Source organism: Calditrichota bacterium, assembly GCA_013112635.1.
In the GTDB taxonomy this organism is placed as follows: domain Bacteria; phylum Calditrichota; class Calditrichia; order Calditrichales; family J004; genus JABFGF01.
The window spans coordinates 580,190-602,671 of sequence record JABFGF010000002.1 but is presented as its reverse complement, the minus strand read 5'-3'; the positions used below and the strand labels follow the sequence as shown (position 1 = coordinate 602,671).

Below are 22,482 nucleotides of genomic sequence, written 5' to 3'. Positions count from 1 at the left end.
TTAATTCTAATTTTTCTTTTCTCTGTGCTCTCTGCGACCTCTGTGTTAAAATGCTATCCATTTGGAAAGAAGCATATTCTGGTATTAAGCCAAATCTCCAAACTCGATGCGAACCAGTTCATCATGAACCAAGTCAATACCGGTTGAGGTATGGATTAACGAAAACGGAGTGTTATTACCAAGACCAAAAGCAGGTTTACCAAGCCAGGATTTAAAACTATCAAGGCTGCCAAAAACCTCAATGCCCTTTTTGAAAAGGGCCATAATTTTTAAGATAAGCTCACTACGCAAAGGGCCTAATTTTTTATTTTCTTTCTCGTACCGGGAAAACGTTTTTACAGATGTACTAAAAACCTGGGCCATTTCATCTTTGGAGTAGCCGGACAATTTTACAATATCAAAAAATGTATGTGCATCTATGCCTTTATTTGCCTCCAGCGCAATGGCGATATTGCTTTTTATACTTGGGCTGTATTCCACGATTAGATCGGAAATACTTTCAAAATCGTGCTTTTCGGATTGGTACATTTTTTTGCTCCATTTCATCCACACCACAATATAAGACATTTGTCCGAATTATCAAGAAAAATGTCCAAAATCATGAAATATTAATCTGGGAGTTTGTTGTTTCTAATATTTTGGATTTGAAAGAATCACATACACTTTGAGGCAGAGCCAGCCTCATTTTCACGATCTCACTATAATCAGAGTCTTCAATTTTGCCATTAAATTCTGCAAGTGTTCGCCGTATCAAATTTTCAAATGTATAATCAAATTCGATATTAACTTCTGCCCAATGGGTTTTTATTTTAATTGGAGTATTTGTCAATGCTTGCACTGTACTATCGCCATAAGCACGTATCAATCCGCCGGTTCCAAGTTTTGTTCCACCATAATAGCGCGTAACTATACATAAAACTTCTTTCAACTCTTTTCCATCAATTGCCTGTAAAATTGGTTTTCCGGCAGTTCCGGAAGGTTCACCATCATCCGAGTAGCGAAACTCTTCCTGATTTATGCGCCAGGCAAAACAATTATGGGTCGCATCGTAATATTTTTTTTTGATTGCAGCGTATTCCTCTTCAGCTTCCTTTTTTGAAGCACATGGAATAACAGTGCATAAAAAACGAGATCCTTTAACTTTTATTTCATGCTGATGTTTTGATTTAGGCACAAGATAGTCATCAGGTTTTAGGGTAGTAGATTTGTTCATTTTAAATAAGTTTATTTAATATCGGTTCTCAAAAAGGTATCTATTTTTAAAAACAGAAACAACCGGGATAAAACTCAGCTTAACAAGCCTTAGCAACGGTTTAAATAAAAATTGTTCATTTAGCTAATTTCTATAAGGACTTTTGATACTTTTTATTTATTTTATATTCTATTTATTCGAACCTCAAATTCTAAAACTATATCGGGGGAACTATGTCTAAGAAAATCATATTCTTTGTATTAATATTAATGGCAGGCTTCACGTTTTATTTAACGCAAAAGAAAGAACAACCAAGAATTTCCGGTGCTTATAAAGCCTTAAAATTCTGGACAGCATCCCGTGCATATCCTGAAAAAGACATTTCCCAAAAAGCAATGTACGAGGGCTTTGCAAAATCAAAACTTCAACTAAATAAATCTGGGCTAAGTGTGGATGATTCATTGGCAGAATGGAAGAATATGGGCCCGGATAATGTTCCGGGACGAATGATTAGCCTGGCTGTGAACCCGGTTGACGAAAAGACTCTTTATGCAGGATCTGCCAGTGGTGGACTTTGGCGTACCTACGATGCTGTTAACGGTACTGGCTGGCACAGAATTACAACAGGATTTCCTGTTCTTGGGGTTATGGCAATTGCGATTGATCCGGTAGATACAAATAATGTTTATATCGGTACTGGCGAGGTTTATGGATATAATAAATCAATAGGTGGGTTAGTTATCCGGACCACACGCGGAACATACGGCATTGGGATTTTAAAATCTGAAGATGGTGGAAAAACCTGGAAAAAAAGTCTTGACTGGACTACTGCTCAACAAAAAGGCGTTCAGGTTTTGGAAATAAATCCACAAAATCCGCAAAGCATTTATGCCGGCACATCAGAGGGTGTTTATAAAAGTGTTAATGGCGGAGAAGACTGGGACTTGGTTTTCGAGAACCTGATGGTTGAAGATATTGTTATCCATACAGAGGATACATCAAAAGTGCTTATTTCCTGTGGAAACCTGGGAAGCCCGGGTACCGGTTTATACCGAAGTTTAGATGCCGGTGCTACATGGGACAAACTGCAGAATGCGCCTGATTTTTCTGGTAAGACACTTATTGATGCATATGCATCCAATCCAAATACAATTTTTGCTTCAGTTGCGGATAGTTTAACTGGACAGGGATTATTTAAAACCGAAGATTTTGGTACAACATGGGTTCAGAAATATAATTCGGATGTTATTGATGTTCAAACCTATCAGGGCTTTTTTGCCCATTGGGTAGCGGTTCATCCGGAAGACAGTAACCAAGTTGTTCATGCTGGTGTTCAAATCTATAAGTCAGAAAATGGTGGAAACAGTATAACCCAAATTAGCGGGCCTCACGTTGATCATCACAATTATGCACACGATCCGAAAAATCCGGGTACATTATATATTGCCAATGACGGTGGTGTTTACCGTAGTACGGATTTTGGTTCGAACTATTCCAATATTGGGTACGGACTGATTACATCACAATTTTACGGCGGCTTCTCCAGCTCACACCAAGATTCTACTCTGGCCATTGGCGGACTTCAGGATAACAATACAGTTATTACCTACGGCAGTAAAGATTGGGTTCGGGTTATAGGCGGCGATGGCAGTTGGACTGCGATGAATGCCCTGGATGACAATACTATTTATGGATCCTGGCAAAGAGGAAATATTCAAAAATCTACAAACAGAGGTCAGAGTTTTATCTCAGCAACAAATGGAATTAATACCGGTGGCGCGGCTTTTATAGCACCCTATGCAATTTCAGAAACCAATCCGGATGTATTATATGCCGGCAGACAAACTATTTTTAAAACAACCAATGCAGCTGAATTGTGGAGTGCAACAGATAATGGTTCATCTTTTGATGGCAACTCATTTCTTTCTATAGCTATCTCTGCCCAAAATGATGATTTTGTTATTGCTGCAACAGCACCAACCGTTACAAGAGCACATGTCTATCGAACAACAAACGGCGGCACAACCTGGGAAGACATTACCTCAACTCTACCAGATCGTTATCCATCTGACATATTTATTGATCCAAACAATCAGGATATAGCTTATATAGTTTTTAGTGGTTTTGGTACAGGCCATGTTTTTAAAACGGAAGACGGCGGACTTACCTGGCAAAACAAAACAGGATCCTTACCGGATGTTCCAACTCTCTCAGTGGTTGTAGATCCACAAAACTCTCAGCATGTTTATGTTGGTAACGACTTGGGCGTTTATATTTCTAAAGACGGAGGCGATTCCTGGCAAATGTTTTCCAAAGGATTGCCAGAAGCTGTAATCGCAATGGATTTAAATATTTCTAAAGCGAATCGTAAACTTAGGGTTGCCACTCATGGGAATGGTGCATGGCAAAGACCTTTAGCCTATAAGCCGAGTGTGCTTTTAGTTTACTCGTTTAATTCAGTTGCAAGTACAATTCTTGAAGGAGCAACAATCAATTTTGGTGGCTCTGTTAGTAATTTTGGTAATGCTGAATTTACAGATTCTGTAGTAATTACAATTCAAGTATTTGATAGTAATGAAGAAGAAGTTTATATCGGACATGAAACGGTTTGCTGTATTGGCCCAAATGCTAAAAATCCCTTTGAATTTGAGCAATCTTTTCAACCTACAGAGACCGGAAACTATGCTATCCATTATATAACACCGGAAAAAACGACAGTACAGGATATTGTGGTAATTGAATCCACATTAATTTCAAAATCTGTTTATGAAAAGAAACACATGGTTTACACGGAGTTATCCGATCCGACTGAATTACCACAAGGTGATGATGTGCAGGCAAAAGTTAATCTTCCTTTTAAATTCAAATATGATGGTTATGAATATGATAAGGTGCAAATTAGTTCAAATGGATGGGTAGAACTCGGAACAGGCAGTGATGGCAGTGAAAGAGGATTATCGACAGCCGCTCAAATTGGCCAGATTGGAGCAAATCAAAATGGCTCCCTTGCCTCAACAAGCCGCCCAAGTAAAGTTTTAGGACCTTGGTGGGAAGATTTAAATACAGACACCGGAAGTAAAGGTGGACGAATCAGTTATAAGGTTTTAGGAAGCTCTCCAAATAGAGTTTTTGCAATTCAATATAAAAGCCTGCGGGGTTATTGGAGCGAAGAAACATCAACCCGTGTAAATTTTCAGGTTCGTCTTTATGAAGAAGATGGTAAGATTGAATACCATTATGGTCCAGTTAAAGCGGGTACTTTTGCCGGTGGAGATATTGGCGCAATGATTGGGTTTGAGGATCATATTGGTGGAGATTATCATTTTTATGATTTGATTGCCGGTGGGGCAATTCCTGCTTCGGAACTTAATACCAATCTAAGCCCATTAACAGATTGGCCCGGGCCGGATAGTATGTTTGTAATTCAAACACACAATGTTTCGGGAATTGAAGAAAACCCGGAAGTGCTGCCACAAACACTGGCGCTTCATCAAAATTATCCAAATCCATTTAATCCGGAAACAACCATTGATTATACGCTGGCTAAAGATAGCAAAGTACGCTTAATAATTTATGATGTCCTTGGCCGGAAAATTAAAACTCTGGTTAACACACGTCAACGATCCGGTTTTAGAAGCGCAATGTGGAATGGCCGAAATCAGCAGGGAGAATTTGTAGGCTCGGGGATTTACTTTGCAGTTCTACAGGCGGGAGATAAAAGTCTTTCACGCAAAATGATGCTTGTAAAATAATTATAAGCCAGTAAAAAATAAAAAACCTTCCAGGATTGTAGTTCTGGAAGGTTTGTGTTTTTATGAAACGATAAAAGCATTGGCAACCATTCGCGGTTCAGGGGCCAGGGAATAAACATCTTTTTCATAAGCACTGTTATAGGGCGAAATATTAACTGTTTTGCCATCCACAACCAATGTGCTGCTTCCACCCGGATCAAAACCCATACCCTGGATCATTCCTTGTTTTTTTAATATCTCAGCCATATCAAAATGTGTCGCTCCTACGGATTCGCGGATTCGGCCATTAATGGTTAAGACAAATAAGTTCCCCTCTTTGTTTATGCCGATTGCAATCTTCGGCCCGCGCATATCGGTAAAATCCAATCGGGCAGCCTGTGTATTTATTGAGTTCTCCGTTTTCCAACCCTCAACTTCCATATCCAGGCACTCTTTGCCATCCATCAATAATTGCGGCCCGGCTTCAATGGCCGATACAATATTTTCCAAACCATTTAAATGAAGCTTAACTTCATCTCCAATTTTCAATTTTTCCAGAAATGTAGAAGCCGGAAGTGAAAGGGTTAAACCTACAGGCAAAACGGGTACAGTTTCTCCGGCTGAAGTTTTTATTATATCTTTTACAGTGTTTCCTGCAAGACGGATTAAAACGCGTCCATTACCCGGTAATTTGTTTTGTGGATATAACAAATCGTAATAGCACGGATTGGTACCGGGCATTTCAAGATTATAACCTTCTTTTAAAAAGACAACTTCCTGACCTGCTAATTCAACTTTAATTCCCGATTCGCAGTTTACCCTTTCCACGCTGAGACGGCCTTCCGAATTTACCAAAAAGGCAGCCTTATTAAATAGTGGTGGGCATTTAACCTCTCCATTTGAGATAATCAAACCAAGCGGCGAGCCGATAAACGTTTCTGGAATACCAAGTTTGCCAACCAATTCCGGATTTAAAATATAACCTCCATTCCAGGCTACCCGGGCAGCTCTTCCATTTTGCATATTAAATTCTTCTACAAACTTTAAAACAGTTTTAGGCTCATTTTTAGTCTCAACAACCGAAAATCCCCACGATTTTTCAGATGAAATATTTACCCTCGCCATAGCGCCTGACCAAGGAAAACCATCGGCATGAACTCCATTTATCGCTGAGTGAGATATCGGCCCTTCATTTCCACCGGATTTTTCAATTGATTTTAAGACTGTCTTAATCGGGCTTCCTTTTTCGGCGGCATCCTTTTTTAAAATTTCCAGCACTTTCTCACGTCCAATTTCGGTGCAAAGTTTTTGAAAACGGAACCCTTTTAAAGCCTTGCTAAAATCCTTTCCGGTTTGAATAGGTGTTGGATAGGAGAGAGCAAAACGCAGACCCGCCGGAACCCATTGAACATATCCTCTGGACAGTTTAATGCCCAAAATTTTTGCTGCTAAGGTGTTGTTTGTTTTACCAATGTGAAAGCGGTCGATATCAACGATATCTGTCATCATGGTGGCGTGGTCTCCGGTGGTAATTAAAATGCCGTTATTATCTTTTATAAAGTTTAAAGCATTGGCCGCCAATTCTCCGATCTCATAAAAATGAAGCCCAACCGATTTTTGTTTACTGGCAATAATTTTACAAATACCATGTTTGAAAACTGTAATCAGCTCTATATTACCGCTATAGTAAATATAGGATTTCAAAATGTCGGCAGTTACAGAATTACCTAGAGATTGTTCATGTTGAATAATAAAGATTGGGGCTAGTTTTTTACGGCCAATTGTTCGTTCATCAATTTTTCCATTTTCCGCAAGGTTTAGCCTAAAGCGGATAGGCGCTAAAACAAATAATTCAAGTTCAAGCTCAATAAACTTTCCAGGAAATAATGCTACAGGTTTGTTTTGCATTAGCCGTTCTTCAAGATCGTCGATATGATCAATTTTGAGTTTTGCTCCTTCATAAAGTACGCTTAAGTTTTGGTACCAATCCTTTTTTATTTCTGTAACTCCTCCAATGCGGGTTACCGGTGGCGGATCTGTTAAACGGTGGTACAAGGTATTGATAACGCCCGTTAATTCCTGCGAGGTCAGGGTTCTATATGGATAATTGGTTTTGCTTCTGTGGCGATAGGCCATTGAATGATCAAAGCGGAGTTCCATCTCATCTTTCCGATACAGAAAAAGAGAATCTACACTATTGTAAAATTTGTGGATAACGTCCATTGGGATCGGAGAAGGGTCCGGTGTATTGTCTATCAGTTCTTTTGCAAAATGCATTGCCATTCCGCGAACTCGTTTTTCCTCAACACGGAAATAACTTGGATCAATTAATGATTTGAGCATTAACATAAACAGAAGCTGGCCATAGCCTGCCAGGTATTGCCTGTTTTCAGTATTTATCAAATTTTCTGAAAAGACTTTATTGTGGTTAAGATGTGTTTCATATCCTTCAATTGCCCCTTGCGCCAGGTTCATGTCTTCCTGTCCGGAATTTACCTGTAAAAATAGTTTAAGGAGGACGTTCTCAAGCTCGTTGGTCAGGCTTTCAAAGCTAAAGCGGTGTTTTACAATTTCTTTGTTTTTTTGATTTATGGTCTCGTAAGCTTTGGGTGCAAATATTTGCCGCTTAACAGATTCGATTTCATCACTTCCAAGTGATGGATCTCGAAATGCGGTTACGGTTAGCCTTTGGTTTTTTGGCAGATTTTCTCCAATGACGTGTGCAAAAACATGTTCAGGATAATAGCGCCTGCAAAAAATAGGCATCCCACTTGCAGCCGCCTCAATTATTGGCAACCCGCGACCTTCGGTTTCGCTTGGCAGTACAATCATTGAAGATGTTTTGTAAAGTTCTGGCAAGGTTAAAGGCCGGGGAAATTTTTCCTGGAATGCTTTTTTATCAAACGCACTAAGCATAAAACCAAGAAAAACCTTGCTGCGAAATTTTTCACCTAATCCCAAAAGCATTTCATTAAATTTTGAAATGAGAAATATCCAATAGTCAACTTGGCCTGTTGCAATAGGGCCTGTAACTAAAAGTGTGATTTTAAGATTATCGTTTTGTTCAAAATAATCGGCAGCTTCGGGATCTGTTAGCAGCTTTCTAATTAACGTGAAATTAACCTCAATTGCCTTACGCCTAAGTATTCTGGTTGGCTGAAGTAAGAAGATATTATCTTTTTCAAAGGCATCACACGTTTTATCTTCAATTCCAAATAAAATGGGCTTTAATTTTGTTCGGTCAATATTGGAGTCAAAATTATGCAAACCGGCTGCATGTATTTTAATTTCATTGCTACCATTGGAAAAAATATGACAGACCTGGTTTAGTATTTCAGTCTTGCGGCTTTCCTTTATTTCATTTTTAAATTTTTCAACATCAACGCAGGTATTTATTGTTAAAACATTTGCAGGATTATGTCCATGCTCGTCAATTAAATCATCACATTGCGACTGATTGATATTTAAGGACATCCATTTGCGGGACTCCCAGGGATAGATTATTTCTAAGAGGGAGAAAACTTCGCCTAAATGGTAATTTTTAAAAAAGTGATCACGTGGCCCGGGTTTTAGTTTTTTTTCCTGAATGTCTATCTCGCTATTGCCACCTTCCCAATAAAAGTCATGATTATTATTAATAACCGGGATATCCATTAACTCAGAAATTAATACAAAAGCAAGCGCTTCCGAAACATTGCCGGGGTTGGAATTAATATTTAATAAGTAAATAAGCCCAATGTTCTGATCTTCAATATAGGTTGCAAGTTTTTCTACAATAGCAATTACCTGTGCCCAGAAACGTGTTATCAGGCTGTTATAAACTTTGCTTCCTCGTTCCAGTTTCTTATAAAAGAAATCATTGTAAAGGTCCCAATCATCAAAGGCGGAAAGCTCATCCATCTGAAATTGTTTTGAACCGGGGACAAGAAACTGGTTTCCTGTTTCATAAAATTTCCCGGCAATATAATGAACTTCAAAATCTCCCAAAATTCGCTGAAACGCCCGGACATATTTATCACATTCCATAGATGCACCATCGACAGAATAGAAAAAGGATACAAAAGCAATTCCTCCCGATGATATACTCTCTTTAAACTTACCGTATGTTTTGTGTTTAGCCGAAGGTGAAGGATCACGCGAGTCTTTGATACGATCAACAAACAGGCCGAGATCGAACCAGGTGTTAATTTTTTCAGCTTTTAAATGGGAAATTAATTCAGATGCATTCATGCCTTTACCTCAAATGATGAAGAAAATAGGGAGCTATGTATTTAATATACACATTTATGCTAAGGAAGTCTTAAAAATATTAACTCATTTTCGGCAAAAGTTTATTTTGTTTTAGGATGGGGGAGGGAAAAGGTGAGCATGTTGAACAGTGCGTTCTAAAACAAAGAGCGGCACCTAAGTATCAAATGCAGAGATACCGCCTTCTCGTCGTGAAATGTTTGAACTAATCTTTGCCCAAAGGCCTGCTTACGGTAGGTGGTTGTGGCACATCCCGATATTCTTTATCGGGGAGCAATGCGCGGTCCTAAAAATTTCCCGAGGGCTTTTTACAAAGAACAAGTTATTCAGGTTTCCAGTCCCGCGCTGAATGAACTACCGATGCTATTCTTACGGCATCTGGAACTACATCGTACATGATACGGTATATACCGAAAATTATCTCCCGGCATTCATTTTTATCTATTTCAGGGATAACCCTTCCAGAATGTGGAAACTCTGTTAAGCGGTCTGTTGACTCGATCAAGCGTTCTATAAAAAGGGCTGCACGGTCTACGGAGTCTTTAGCTATGTAATCATGGATGCTTTTAATATCTTCAAGGGCAACAGGGGACCAGATTATCTTGCCCATTTTCTCATCATCACTTTTGCTTTTTCGTGTGGAATCCCTTTGCCTTCTTCAATCTGTTTTAATCCATGATTAAATTTTATTTGGATATAAAGGGCATGTATAATATCATCCATGGTTGAATCTTCAGGCAGATTGTCTATTACGCCTTTTGCTTTTTCTTTGACAGATTCGGCCATTTTTTCTCCTATATTTTTTATAGAAAATAGTGTTTTTTTGAGTTCTATGCCAGTTGAAAAAACGTAGCCGGGAAGTTACCGGGTTTGTAAGTTCCCGGCTTTGCCGGGACGGAACAACGCGCGTTTTCTTTGAAGTGCCCAAAGCAAGTTTACATGAATGTTGGTTATACAACGTCCCGACCGGGCTTTAGCCCTTATCGGGGTGTGCGAAGGCGAATGTATAACCCCCATTATGTAAAAGCCCCGGTTCATCGGGGCGGTCTTGCTTGCCCGCCGCTACTCCGCGGGAGCCTGGAAGAATATGTGTTAAGCCTATATTTCTCCATTGTTCAGTTCTGCTAAATCAATAAGATGAAATTATACTTCTTTAACGTTCTTTAACTTTTCCTTTTTTAATAGACGAATATTAAAAAAAATAAATGTAAATAATAATAATGCGATTATAAAACATTGTCCCATTAAGAAGTTAAAAAATAATCGATCTGAATCCATTAAATGAAGTTCAACTGTTTCTATTGATTTCGCAAGATTATATGGATTAAGAAGTTTAAAAAGTCTCTTAGTTGTTTCGTACGCTACAAAGGAAAAATATTGATTAGAAATTGTAAATAAAATCAATATTGAAAAAATAATAGAGTTAACAAAATAAATTTGTTTAAAATTAAGATGATTTTTTCCTTTGATATATCTAAAAATTAAAAGAACAATAAAAAACCATAATCCCAATTCAAATAAAAAAATATGAAAATTCCACATTATATTTTCCTTTAATTATAAATACTTATTGATTTTCTACATCATATTTTTTCCATCTATTTTCATCATCTTTTTTTCTCTCTTTTTTCTCTCTTTTTTTCTTTTCTTCCTCTGTTGGCTTATAAGTGTATTTTCCCTTTTTTTTATCGTAATATCTTATATATCCTACTTGTTTCAAGAATCTATTCAGCTCTTTTAATGATTTCGCTTCAATAGAAATTAATAGCTCTTGACTGGGGCCTTCAAATATTAAATTTTCATTCGAGCCAATTTTTGAGTCACTTCCTCCGCCACCTACTTCAAACGCTATTCTATTTTCTCCTCTAAAACGTGTATCAACCAGAATATCCTGCCCCTCTATTCCTGAATATATTCCCATATTAGAAGCCTTTCCACCAATTCCGGAGCTTTCAAAATCATCAACAAAAATATCGTAGAAATTATGATCCTCACTATAAAACATTAATGCCGTGATTTTACTCGTACCATATAGTTCATTTGATATAAAATTTCCAATAGCTGTTTTCAATCTGTTATAAGCTTCAGATGTAGATATATGATCTCCGGTTATAGCATCAAAATATGCCTTTCCATCGGGATCATAATTTCTAATCGGATTATTTGCGGTGTAATTGTAGGGGCTCAATGAAGGATACTTTCCAGCCAGCGGATCAACACTCAACCAACGCCCAATATCGGGGTCATAGTACCTGGCGCCGAAATAATCATAGCCTGTTTCTGTGTCCCTCTCTTTCTCGGTAAACTTGTATTTCTCTATGGGGTTACCGTTAAAATATTCCCTTAAACTCTCGCCAAATGGGTAATAATCCTGGCCGTGCACAATAGTGCCATTGTCTTTCCAGGTCTGGCGTATGCTGCCCAAATGGTCTTTTACATATAAGAAGGGTGAGTGTAATAATTCAAACAATCAATTTTTTCTTAGCAGGATTTCCAATTTCTCTTTCAGAACGTCATAGGAAAAAAGCAGGCGGCCAAGATGGTGGTTAAACTCACCAATTTCCTTCTGCAGCTTGGGATCGTGGATAATATTGTTCATCTCATTTACTTTTGCATCGGTCAAAACACTATCCTCAAGCATAATAGCTTTAAACCCTTTGGAGCCAATATCCGGCCAGTAAACAGGTTTGTAGTCATTTACAAAAATAGGTTTTTTGGCCAGGCAGGCCTCTACAAAAGCATTGCCAAAACCTTCATAGGTGCTAAAATAAGTGCAAGCCGTGGAATGTGCATAAGCATCGGAGAGCGAATAGACATTTCCATCGTGTGGCCGGGAACCGCGGTCGTTTAAAATTCTCCGGTATGCAAAAATCACTTTTTCATTTAGTTTCTTTTCATTGATCAGATCAACCAATTCTTTAAAATAGCCTTTACGCTCATCGTCTGCAGCGCTACCGGTAATTACCAGTTTAACTTTTTTGTCGTCAAGCATTTCTACAAGACGGATGGCTGTTTCAATTCCTTTGCGCCTGACAATACGGGTTATTTGGAACAGCGGGATGTCATCATCATTGAGTCCAATATCTTTTAACAGGTTTTTGTTATATTTGTCTTTCCGGCCATAAGGTTCATTAAAATCCATTACGTTGGGAACTATAATTGAGTCAATATTGTAATTGTCCTGCAAAAAATCTTTACCATATGTATTTATTACAGCATGTGAAGCATGTTCAATCTGCAGGGGAAATGTTTCTTTTATGATTTGTTCAACTTCCGGGAAAGGTGTTTTATAGCGATCGCCACGTTCCCAGGAAAAATCATGATCATGACAAATTACTTTTATTCCTGTAGCTTCAACCAGTTTTTTTATGGCCATCCCCATGGAAAGATGTGCAGGAAGCGCGGAAGCATTTTCAGATATAACCATATCCAATTTGTTTTGCATAACCCATTTAAACATGCGTATTGCCAAACCATCCGAAGTGGAGTGCAAATGTGTCAACAATTCATCTGGGTCATCCGGCGGAAAGAAAAAAGCCCTGTTCTGTTCCCACTCACAATTCGGAGAAAAGAAAGACATGTTGGGGATAATGGTTTCATGATCAGCATCGATTATTGGTTTTGTAAATCGACCTGATAAAACAAAAACTTCATGTTTAAGATCGTGTAAAATTTTAATCCATTTTTCAGTCTCAAGCGCCACACCGTCTACATCACCAATTCTGCCTATTATAATTCCAATTCGCATAAAAAATCCCTGTTTATGTTTTAGCTCTTTAATCTAATATTGAAGCATTTTAGTAATTCGGAATAAATTCATCTATTGTTAATACGAATTTTGCATTGGAAACGCTAAATTTCCCAAAGCATAAACCTGCTTTAAATGATGAACCAGATGACCGAAATAATCTTTAACTAAATATTCCATTGTTGCTGCCTTGGAACCAGGCAGTGATTGCCATGCAATTTTATCCAGCGTATGATCAGTAAATTCTTTTTTCCAGGCTTGTTGGGGGATTTCTTCCAGGGTTTCGATAATGTTTGTATTAAAAGTTACCCAGGTATCAAGAATATCGCTCCAGTCTTTTTTATTGTATCCGTTCAGTTCAACCCAGTTAAGATGGTCATAACCGTCAAAATTCATATTATCCTGCAACTGCATCAAAATAAAGCGACGGTGATTGTTTATTGCAGAATCAATCAAATGTCCTAAAATTTCATTCGGAGACCATTTTTCTGCTGCTGGTTTTGTTTTGGCTAAATCTGGATCAAAGTCAGCTAGTTCATTTTCAAAATTTAAAATGTAATTGTAAAAGCGGTTTAAATAATCTTTCATTTCAGCCTTTATTTTTAATTGAATAAATTATCTTTGTTTTAACAATTTAATCAATTGAATACGTTATAAACAAGACACTACTATATATAAAAAAAGCGGCACATAATACCGCTTATGCAAGAACCGTTTAATTCTACCTCGGCATATAATCTGCAAAAACCTGTCCTCTGTCAACAAGGTTAAAAGCAGTTCTCTCATCAATACTAATAAATGTAAACTTTAGATTTAAATCATTGTAGTGCCATACTTGCGTTGGAGCACTCCCCGATATTTTGTCCGGTTTACCAAACAAAACTAAAATCATACCAAAATCTGTTTCAAACCCAGAAAGTTGTTTTAAAGAAAAAGTTTTATTGGCTTGCACGATTCGGGTATAGTATTCATTTTTAAGTTCATTTTCTTTAGTCAAAGGTGTTGGATCATATCTTTTCCAAAAGGAATCGATCCCTTCCTGCCGTTTATTCAAGTCCAGCTTCCTCAAAGTTTCTAAATCTTTGGTATTGGCAATATATTGCAATTCATCTAATACCCTGTCATATTTCCGCAGGGCAATCTTTGTTGGGGATTGGATCAATGTAAATGGAATGTTTGAGGATGCCGTATTATTATTGTTTTTTTGAATGATTTGTAATGAATAATTACCACCAGGCAGGTGTTCCACCGAAAAAGTTGTTTTAAAGCCCGACTTTATTTGGTTTACCGGAACTATCTGAGTCTGTTTTTGAAAGACATGGCCGGATTCATTTTTTAATAGATATTCAACTGTAAGGTTTTGTGAATAAACATCAATTTCCAAATTATAAGACTCATAGTACAGTTTTAATTGAGGCATCGTATGGAAGACAGTGTGGTTAATATTGGGTATTTTATAATCTTCCTGCGATGTAAAAATTTGTGGGCTGCTCAAAGCAAAGTCTTTCCAATAATCAGGTATTGATAAACTCATTTTATGGTTTACAGACGAGTTTTTATTTTTGTCTTCGATTACCAATATGGCTTTATAAGTAGCCGGATTAATATCCAGTTTAAATTTAAAATAATTAGTAATGGATGAGTTTATTGTTTTATTAAATGAATCGCAGACCAGCTCATGATCAAGCGATTGTTTTTTTACAAGTTGATCCAGATCATTAAATATATATAAAGAGGAAGAAACAGACGCTGTATATTCTTTGCCATCTGCAATAAATTGGATTTTTGAATTATTTAAAGAAAAATAGAGCTCGAGATGAGTTTTGCCAACATCGGAAGATTGAAATGTGAAGTAATCGACAAAAATATCCTGCCCGGCAAGCAGTGGGTTAAAAAAGAACTCACCGAGGCAATAAAGCAAAATTGCCAGCTTCCTGTATAAAGTTAAAATTTTTTCCATGATGAATTCCTCCCTGTCTTATGAATTCAGTTCATGGCCTCCAAAATATTTCCCCTATATAATAATAGTCGTGGTGTTAATATTATTTTTAAATATGAATGTGGGCTGAAAGCTGCAATTTTGGGTTCATTTTTTTGGGTTTAAAGAAAATGAAAAACGAGTAAAGATTAATGTTTCGGGGGGAATAAAGATTTTAAATTAACTTAAAATCATAAACACACTACGTGATGAAAAGTAAACACAAAAATCAAAAATGGTAATTTTCTGATCAATTACAATAAAATAAGTATAGTTTTAAGTTTTAGCGAGTCACCTTTATATAAACAGTATCCGGTACAACTGAGCCAAATACACCAATCCCATCACCTTCAAAGTTAAATTTTGCTTCATGGAAATTTCCGTCAAACTCCTGTACGCGTGAATAGGTTTGTAAAAACTCCCTGTAATTTTCATCCGCAGCATAAACGATAACTTCATATTCTGAATAAAAGAAAAAATGTACCCAAAATAAGCGGATGATACTTTCACCGGGATAATCCGGTGTATTTTGTATCCATCGGGCATTGTAAGAAAAATCGTCTTTCCGTTCTTCAAAGTCTTCTTGCTTAAACTCCGCGACCAGATGGTTTCGAATAAAACTTAACGAGTCATTATCCATGGCACGGACAGTTCTCACATAGAAAGTTAAACCTTCGGCCCGTTCAATGGTGAGCTCGAAATTTTCAAAATTGCCATCACCTTTTTGCTGGCCAAATTTAAGGCTGTCAAAATTAACATTTTTTATGCTGAACCCGGCGGGAGGAACTGTTGTTGTGGATTTTGTCCAAAGTTGCTGCCCATCGATTTCTGTCTTTACTTCAAGGGTATAGGAATTTTCATGCCTAATTGAAAGATCGCTGCCATTGTATTCAAAGTAATAGCCATTAATATCTTGAATTGAATCCGGGATATGGAGGGACAAAGGATAAAGCAACCCGCTTTGCTCGTCCTTTAGTGTTACTTCTGTTTCTAATGGGTTAACAATTGCATCAAGGATGTCCACGCTTTGGTTAAGTTTAAAATTTCTCATAATTCGGATTTTTTCAACTTTCTTACCGGGTACAAGAAAACCCTCAACCATTATTTTAGGCTCATAACTTACATTTTCAACTTTAACAACACCTTCACCACAGGAGAGGATGAGAACAGTAGTTATTAAAAATATAATTACTTTTTTCAATTAATTCTCCAATCCAAATTAGAATTCAAAATTAACACCAAATGTTGGCAGAAGAGGAAACATGTATTGTTCTTCCAATTCCGGTATAAAGTCTTCATCAAAACCATATGTGGCAAACCATACATTTTGTCGATTGCCAATATTAAAAATTTGTATATACGGCGCCATTTTCCAGGTTTCATATTGCAGAGTCCAGGTTACACTTACATCTAAACGTGCATAGTCCGGCAAGCGAATTTGATTTATTTTTGTTGGCGCAAATGCCACATCGCGAAAAGGTGCATCAGGTGAAGACGCTATATAATATGCCGATCCTGGTTCGGTAATAGGTTGTCCTGTGGAATAAACAAAATTTACGCCTAGTCCCCAACGGCTGCTATCTCTTGTTACCGTTTGTGAAAATAAATTATCCAAATCAACATTTGTAATTAAATTTACTGTGTGCGTTCGGTCATGCCGTGGTTTAAACGAGCGCCCCTGATTAATATCTTTAATTGTGTACTCTGTTTCAGCAATGGAATATCCGGCCCAACCTGTTACAAGCCCGCTCTCTTTACGCAATAAAATTTCAAAACCACTTGTAATTCCGTCGCCTCTGTTTAATAAAGGCGCACCGGATGTAAAAACAGGTTCCTCATCCTCATTAAAATAAGAAGCCTGGAGCTCGGTAAGGAAATTTTGGTCAAAAGAATAAATATCCTTATAAGATTTATGATAGGCCTCAACTTCCAATTGAAACTGTCCCGGTAACTCGCGCTGATATCCCAAAATATAATGAACGCTGGTTGACGGCCTCAGCTTTTTGCTGGATGTGGTCCAGATATCTGCAATCAGGAATCGTGGAATACGGTGCAGGTATTGATGATAAAGTCCCGTTGAAAACTTTATAGTACTTTTATCATCGATTCTATATTTAGCGGCAAAACGTGGTGCAATATCAAAGAAATTGCTGTCGGCATTAAAAAAGTTAAAACGTAAGCCCGCTTCCAAATCCCACAAAGGGCTTGGCTGCCAATTGGATTGCAGATATGCCACATAATGTTCGCGTTTTGTCTTTACAATTACGTCGCGCCCGGGTGCTAGAGAAAGATAGCGTACGTCAAAATTTTTCTGCTCAAAACCAAAATTGGTGTTTAAAGTGTTTGAGTGATGATATTCAAGATTTCCTTTGAGCGTGATGTCATTTAGAATATTTTCTTCTTTGGCTTCAAATCCTTCAAAATTTAAAAAAGAAGAGAAACGGCTGGCAGTGACCCAAAAATTTGCAAACAACCTGGGATTAAAAATATGGGCCCATTTTATACTTCCGGTTTGGTTGCCCCAATCATATTTAAAACCCAAATCACCCGAGGCGTTGCTGTTGAAAACGATATCCAGCAAATCGCGGCCGCCATAACCGCTGATGGTTAAATTGTTATTGCCATCAATATCAAAAAATGCTTTTAAGTTACCGTCATAAAAATAATAATCGGGAATATCATCAATGGCCCTGGCTATGGTCTGGTCAAAGTAAGTTCGCCGGATGGAGCCGGACAAAGAGCCATAATCGCCTAAAGGAGTTTGCAGAGTTGTCCGTGCAGAAAGCAGACTGATCCCGGCTTTGCCCTGAAAGTTTTTCCGGTTACCATCAATATTTGTAACATCGATGATTGAGGAGAGACGGCCACCTTTTTCGGCGCTAAACCCACCTTTGGATAAATCCACTTGCTTTATGGCGTCGGTGTTAAAAGTTGAAAAAAGTCCAAATGCATGTTCAGGATTGTAAACATCCGTACCATCAATCAGGTAAAGGTTTTGATCCGGAGTGCCTCCGCGAATATAAAGAGCAGAAGAAAAATCGGATAAGGGCAAAATACCGGGCAGGGTTTGCAATGATCTTAAAAGGTCAGCTTCCGCAATTTGAGGGATTGAATTAATTTGCCTTGAAGAAAGTTTTAGGGTTGAGATTTGTTTTTCAAAAAGTTGATCAGCAATTGGAATGGAATCTGCTGTAACTACAATCGTCTCCGATTCCAGCAAATCCTGTTTGAGGACAATATTTATTTTCAGGTTTTCAACTTTTTTAATGTCCACATTTTGCCTGTGGGTTTTGTAGCCCAAAAAAGAAACAACCAGCGTAACTTTTCCGGCCGGTATATTTGTGATAACATAGTAACCGCTGTTATTTGTGCTGCCGCCTAAGGGCTGGTTTTCCAGGTAAACATTTGCGCCAATCAAGGCTTCATAACTTGCCTCTTCAAAAACAAAACCGCTGATGGTGGCGTTGCCATTTTCCTGAGAAAACAATTGTGATGAGATTAATAAAAATAAAAGAAGCAGGATTTTCATTTTTTTCCATTTTTGTTTTTAGAACAGATGCAACGATCTCAAAATTGAATAGTTGCAAAAATTTCCAAATAAAAAAGGTGGCCTATTAGACCACCTTATTAATGTAAAATTTAACGCAAAATGTTGGGTAGATTAATCCTTACTTAAGCAATAAAAGTTTTTTTGTTTTTTGGAAATTTTTTGTAGACAAGCGGTAATAATAAATGCCCGATGAAAAATAAGGCGCGCTAAAAGTAACTTTGTATGTTCCTGATTTTTGCTGTGCATTTACCAAGGTTTTTAATTTACGGCCCAACATATCAAAAATTTCCAGCTTTACTTTTGTGCCGGTTTCAAGCTGGTATTCAATTGTTGTCGTTGGGTTAAACGGGTTGGGATAGGCATTGTGTAGCTGGGTTGTTTTTGGGACAATATTGTCAACAACTTTTATATCTGTCAAAATGCCTTCCGGGTTACCAGTACGCTGTGGATTGCCTTTAAACATAGACCAGCCCGGAACAGCAGCAAGCTTGTAATCCATTACATATAATTTTCCAAATGTCACAAATCCAAGTTCTGCATCTGCATCATCATCAAGGTTGCCAATTACAGCTGAATTACGGACTTCCTTACCAAGCTTATATGGAAAATTTTGTACAGCAGAGTCCAAATCGACAACCTGAACAAAGCCATTTTCATCACCAAAAATGATGTCCATAAAACCATTGTTGTTCAAATCTGCCAGGATTGGTGTTGCTTTTGTTGTTGTTCCTAGTGGTATCGGGAATCCGGAAAACTCAGTTCCCGTTGAATCCAAAAGGTGAAGGTCTCCATTTCCGTCAAGTGCAATTATTTCATTTTCACCATCACCGATTATATCATAAACCAAAATACCAGGTTCAATTTTTGAGCCAAGATCGATGTTCAATTTTTCAGTACCATCATGGTTGACAATTGCCAGGTGCCCATTATCCAAACCAACCAATACTTCTACAGTTGTGTTTTTATCGATGTCGGAAACGGTCGGTCCGCTGTATGAATTGCTTCCGGTCATGTAGGGCCAACCGGGTAATTCATTTCCATTTTTAGTGGAAATAGCATGCAAAGAGCCACCATCTTTTGTGCTGACAAAAATGACATCCAAAAAGTCATCGCCATTTAAATCTGCAATGGCAGGTGCTGAGACGACTTTTGTACCAAGATCAAAAACAGGAAATCCCGGATAATCAGATCCATCAGAATTTAAAACAAAAATATCACCGGAATTTGAAACTACGATGATCTCATTGCTACCATTAAAATCAACATCAGCTATCATTGCATTAGTTTGCAGGGATTTCTCACTATTATAATTGAACAGAATGTTACCATTATCATCTACAAGCGTGATATTTTTGTTTACTGTATTAACGGCAACAATTTCCCAAGCATCATCCGCGTCTAAGTTTCCTGCTGCCAATGCTGTGCGGATACTTCCGCTGGTTTCAACAGGAAAACTATCCAGGGCATTTTCTCCCTCACCGTTCAAGGCATGGATGTTTCCGCGATAATCACCAAAAATGATTTCATTATAACCGTTTTTATCTATATCTATAATTATAGCAGAAGAACGGGAAGTTGTGTTAAACGGAAATCCAGCTTGGGTAAGGGAAACAGAAAAATTTATACTATACTCGGTTTCATAATTTGTGTTGTGCGGTGAACCAGAAGAAATAATAAGTTTTAATTCAGTGTCAAAAGCCTCGTTTGTGTTGATTGTAAAATTTAAAGGTTTTTCACCTGATGAGACAGAATCACCATTAATAACAGTACCCAGTTCGATTGGTGGGGAATCAATGGTCACTCTCTGATCATCGGATGAAAGCCGAACAGATAAGTTCTTAGAGTTAGCCCAGTGCTGCCAGTTTTTCAAAGTGAAATGAAGTTGGGCACTTTCCAATGGGTTGATTATTCCATCACCGTCCGAATTGTCCGGGTCTTCAACTATGTTGGTCGAAATGATTTCGATGTGCGGATAAATCACCCCCAAAATTCGGATGCTATCTATTACAACCGGCACTTTAGGACGATCGTTCTCGTCCGTATCAACATGCCCTATATCCTGTACAATATCCATTCCTTTAATAACATTTCCAAAAATTGAGTGTACATCATCCAGGTGGTGTTGAGGTGTTAGAGTTACAAAATATTGAGATCCTCCTGTATTAGGGCCGGCATTAGCCATGGAAACCGCACCTGTAACATGGCGCAAATCAGGATGAAATTCATCTGGGATGGTGTATCCTGGCCCGCCTTCACCTGTTCCGAGTGGATCGCCATCCTGAATTACAAAATTGACAATCACCCTGTGGAAAATTAGGCTGTCATAAAACTGAGCATTTGCCAGATCCATAAAATTATTAGCTGTAATCGGAACAATTTTTTCGCGCAGCTCCACTTCAAAATCTCCCATCGAGGTATGCCAGCGGGCAATGTTTTGAGCATTTGCCAGACTTGTACATAAAAACAATAATAGCAGGATTGGTTTATAAATGGCTTTGATCATAATTAGCCTCCAAGTATGAAAGGTGTGTTTACAGGTTTGATTTTTAAAGATACAGTGAAACAATAAAAAGGACAATTGAAATCCTTCGATCTGTTTCTGATCTGATAGAATCGAAGACTTTTATTTTTTTTCTTTGGTTTTTTAGTTAGCAACCGATATCTTACAGAAGTTTCATTAAACCACCTTCACAATCATGGCTTTTAAGGAAAAAAGTATAACCTTTCGTGTTACGGATGACGAATATGCCCAACTTTCTGCGTTGGCAAAAACTCATAAAAAAAGTCTGCCCGATTTTATAAAATCAATCTCTCTTCTCTTTACAGACAACAAGGAAATTTTTGGCCAATTGGATAACCCAGATGTTAAAAATAAACTTGAAAATGATTTGGAGTCAATGGCTGATAAACTTCAAAATCAACAGAAGTTTGTAGAATTACTTTTAAGAAGTATTATATCAACCCAACTTCGTTTAGAAGGTCAATTTAAGAAGCAGCGAAAAGAAGCGGCAAAAGAATTGGAAAAAGATTTTGGTAGAATATCGTTGATGGTTAATTCAGTTTCGGCTACAAAAGTTTAACCTTTTTCCAGCCGGGTAACTTTAAGAATGCTGTAAAACAAAACGACCAGGCCAATCCACTGAACCGGACCTAAAATATTTCCCCTGATAAAAAACTCTAATAATACTGCCGTTATAGGAAAAGCTAATTCTGCGATTGTAGCAACTGAAGCTTTGATATGTTTCAATCCATAATAATAAAGAAAAATACCTGGACCACCTGTTAAAAAGGCGATGGAAATAAAAATTAACCATTGATTTGTTGATACCTGAGAGACTGCAGAAATATTTCCCGTAGATAGGACAATTATCAGCATTACAATTGCAGTACTTAAAAAACGAAGATAGGTCGCATTATTGAATTCTAAATTTTTTAAAGCCCGTTTGCTTAAAACAGTAGAAGAGGCAAAACCTAATGTTGCCAGCAAAGCAAATCCTGCTGCCAAAGCTGTTTTGTTTTCAAAACTAATTTCAGGAAACGTTAAACCAAATGTCATAAAATAAGCGCCGGTAATTGCCAGTGCAGCCCATCCGTAAAATTTTTTGGGTGGGGTTTCTTTAAGAATTAATGAAGCCAGCATAATCGCGAAAGCCGGTTGCAGTTTTTGGATTAACACAACAATGGATAGGTTTACAAAATTTACATAAAACAAAGCTTTTGTAATGGACATGGTTCCAATAGCGCCACCCATTATGGCTACGCCAAAAAAAGCAAGCCAGTCGTTTCGTTTTAAACTAAAAAATGATTTATAGGAGCGAACAAAAAATAGCGACAAAACCAGAACAATTATTGTGCTTTCTAAAAAAACAACAAGAGGAACGGGTAGCGTATATAGGTTTGGTCGTAATAAAATTCCGTCGATGCCCCAAAGTGAGGCGGCAAAAACTACAAAAAGTGGGGCAAATCTATTCATTGATAATTTGGTTTATTCTTATGAATTTTTAAATTACTGTAAAATCAATTATCCTGAAAATA

At 37.6% G+C, this 22,482-nt stretch carries 15 protein-coding genes; 2 read left to right on the top strand and 13 right to left on the bottom strand.

Translation table 11 applies throughout. The features are described from left to right. Positions 1–84: 84 nt before the first annotated feature. A complete protein-coding gene (locus HND50_07740) occupies positions 85–528 on the bottom strand; it encodes a DUF2384 domain-containing protein (protein NOG45106.1) in 444 nt (147 codons plus the stop codon). A gap of 70 nt (positions 529–598) precedes the next feature. Beyond that, entirely contained in the window at positions 599–1,213 is a 615-nt protein-coding gene (locus HND50_07735; protein ID NOG45105.1) for a YigZ family protein, read from the bottom strand. A 212-nt stretch (positions 1,214–1,425) separates the two neighbouring features. On the opposite strand from HND50_07735, the gene HND50_07730 reads away from it, so the two are divergent. After that, on the top strand, positions 1,426–4,944 hold the full coding sequence (locus tag HND50_07730; protein NOG45104.1) for a T9SS type A sorting domain-containing protein: 3,519 nt from the start codon (positions 1,426–1,428) through the stop codon (positions 4,942–4,944). Positions 4,945–5,004: 60 nt separating this feature from the next. On the opposite strand, the gene HND50_07725 is transcribed toward HND50_07730, so the two are convergent. The 10 genes from HND50_07725 to HND50_07680 all read right to left on the bottom strand — a co-directional run bounded on the left by HND50_07725 (position 5,005) and on the right by HND50_07680 (position 20,950). Beyond that, a complete protein-coding gene (locus HND50_07725) occupies positions 5,005–9,153 on the bottom strand; it encodes a hypothetical protein (GenBank protein NOG45103.1) in 4,149 nt (1,382 codons plus the stop codon). Between the two features lie 340 nt (positions 9,154–9,493). Beyond that, positions 9,494–9,781 carry a type II toxin-antitoxin system RelE/ParE family toxin gene (locus HND50_07720; GenBank protein ID NOG45102.1) on the bottom strand — a complete coding sequence of 96 codons (288 nt, stop codon included), beginning with the start codon at positions 9,779–9,781 and terminating at the stop codon, positions 9,494–9,496. Further along, complete coding sequence (locus HND50_07715) at positions 9,769–9,957, bottom strand: hypothetical protein (GenBank protein ID NOG45101.1); 189 nt, start codon at positions 9,955–9,957, stop codon at positions 9,769–9,771. Before HND50_07715 ends, HND50_07720 begins: the two co-directional genes overlap by 13 nt. Positions 9,958–10,738: 781 nt before the next feature. Continuing rightward, a complete protein-coding gene (locus tag HND50_07710) occupies positions 10,739–11,554 on the bottom strand; it encodes an RHS repeat-associated core domain-containing protein (GenBank protein NOG45100.1) in 816 nt (271 codons plus the stop codon). An 87-nt stretch (positions 11,555–11,641) separates the two neighbouring features. Further along, the gene (locus HND50_07705) at positions 11,642–12,919 is read right to left on the bottom strand and encodes a glycosyltransferase family 4 protein (GenBank protein ID NOG45099.1); all 1,278 of its coding nucleotides are present in this window, start codon (positions 12,917–12,919) and stop codon (positions 11,642–11,644) included. A 78-nt stretch (positions 12,920–12,997) separates the two neighbouring features. Beyond that, positions 12,998–13,507, bottom strand: coding sequence for a DinB family protein (locus HND50_07700; GenBank protein ID NOG45098.1), 510 nt, complete (start codon positions 13,505–13,507; stop codon positions 12,998–13,000). 133 nt (positions 13,508–13,640) lie between these two features. Further along, positions 13,641–14,879, bottom strand: a complete 1,239-nt coding sequence (locus HND50_07695) for a GWxTD domain-containing protein (protein NOG45097.1) — start codon at positions 14,877–14,879, stop codon at positions 13,641–13,643. Positions 14,880–15,180: 301 nt separating this feature from the next. After that, the gene (locus HND50_07690) at positions 15,181–16,098 is read right to left on the bottom strand and encodes a DUF4249 family protein (protein NOG45096.1); all 918 of its coding nucleotides are present in this window, start codon (positions 16,096–16,098) and stop codon (positions 15,181–15,183) included. Positions 16,099–16,116: 18 nt separating this feature from the next. Next, positions 16,117–18,426, bottom strand: a complete 2,310-nt coding sequence (locus HND50_07685; GenBank protein ID NOG45095.1) for a TonB-dependent receptor — start codon at positions 18,424–18,426, stop codon at positions 16,117–16,119. A gap of 139 nt (positions 18,427–18,565) precedes the next feature. Then, positions 18,566–20,950: a T9SS type A sorting domain-containing protein gene (locus HND50_07680; GenBank protein NOG45094.1), complete on the bottom strand. Its 2,385-nt coding sequence runs from the start codon at positions 20,948–20,950 to the stop codon at positions 18,566–18,568. Between the two features lie 193 nt (positions 20,951–21,143). Here HND50_07680 and HND50_07675 point away from each other — a divergent pair, with 193 nt between their 5' ends. Further along, entirely contained in the window at positions 21,144–21,527 is a 384-nt protein-coding gene (locus tag HND50_07675; protein ID NOG45093.1) for a hypothetical protein, read from the top strand. Here the strand turns inward: HND50_07675 and HND50_07670 are convergent. Next, positions 21,524–22,420, bottom strand: coding sequence for an EamA family transporter (locus HND50_07670; protein ID NOG45092.1), 897 nt, complete (start codon positions 22,418–22,420; stop codon positions 21,524–21,526). The genes HND50_07675 and HND50_07670 overlap by 4 nt on opposite strands. Positions 22,421–22,482 lie beyond the last annotated feature (62 nt).

Bases quoted from the DNA above. Each gene is read 5' to 3' on its own strand.
- HND50_07675 (NOG45093.1), top strand. From the start codon at position 21,144: ATGGCTTTTAAGGAAAAAAGTATAACCTTTCGTGTTACGGATGACGAA.
- HND50_07735 (NOG45105.1), bottom strand. From the start codon at position 1,213: ATGAACAAATCTACTACCCTAAAACCTGATGACTATCTTGTGCCTAAA.
- HND50_07730 (NOG45104.1), top strand. From the start codon at position 1,426: ATGTCTAAGAAAATCATATTCTTTGTATTAATATTAATGGCAGGCTTC.
- HND50_07715 (NOG45101.1), bottom strand. From the start codon at position 9,957: ATGGCCGAATCTGTCAAAGAAAAAGCAAAAGGCGTAATAGACAATCTG.
- HND50_07680 (NOG45094.1), bottom strand. From the start codon at position 20,950: ATGATCAAAGCCATTTATAAACCAATCCTGCTATTATTGTTTTTATGT.
- HND50_07695 (NOG45097.1), bottom strand. From the start codon at position 14,879: ATGGAAAAAATTTTAACTTTATACAGGAAGCTGGCAATTTTGCTTTAT.
- HND50_07670 (NOG45092.1), bottom strand. From the start codon at position 22,420: ATGAATAGATTTGCCCCACTTTTTGTAGTTTTTGCCGCCTCACTTTGG.
- HND50_07720 (NOG45102.1), bottom strand. From the start codon at position 9,781: ATGGGCAAGATAATCTGGTCCCCTGTTGCCCTTGAAGATATTAAAAGC.
- HND50_07685 (NOG45095.1), bottom strand. From the start codon at position 18,426: ATGAAAATCCTGCTTCTTTTATTTTTATTAATCTCATCACAATTGTTT.
- HND50_07725 (NOG45103.1), bottom strand. From the start codon at position 9,153: ATGAATGCATCTGAATTAATTTCCCATTTAAAAGCTGAAAAAATTAAC.
- HND50_07705 (NOG45099.1), bottom strand. From the start codon at position 12,919: ATGCGAATTGGAATTATAATAGGCAGAATTGGTGATGTAGACGGTGTG.
- HND50_07700 (NOG45098.1), bottom strand. From the start codon at position 13,507: ATGAAAGATTATTTAAACCGCTTTTACAATTACATTTTAAATTTTGAA.
- HND50_07740 (NOG45106.1), bottom strand. From the start codon at position 528: ATGTACCAATCCGAAAAGCACGATTTTGAAAGTATTTCCGATCTAATC.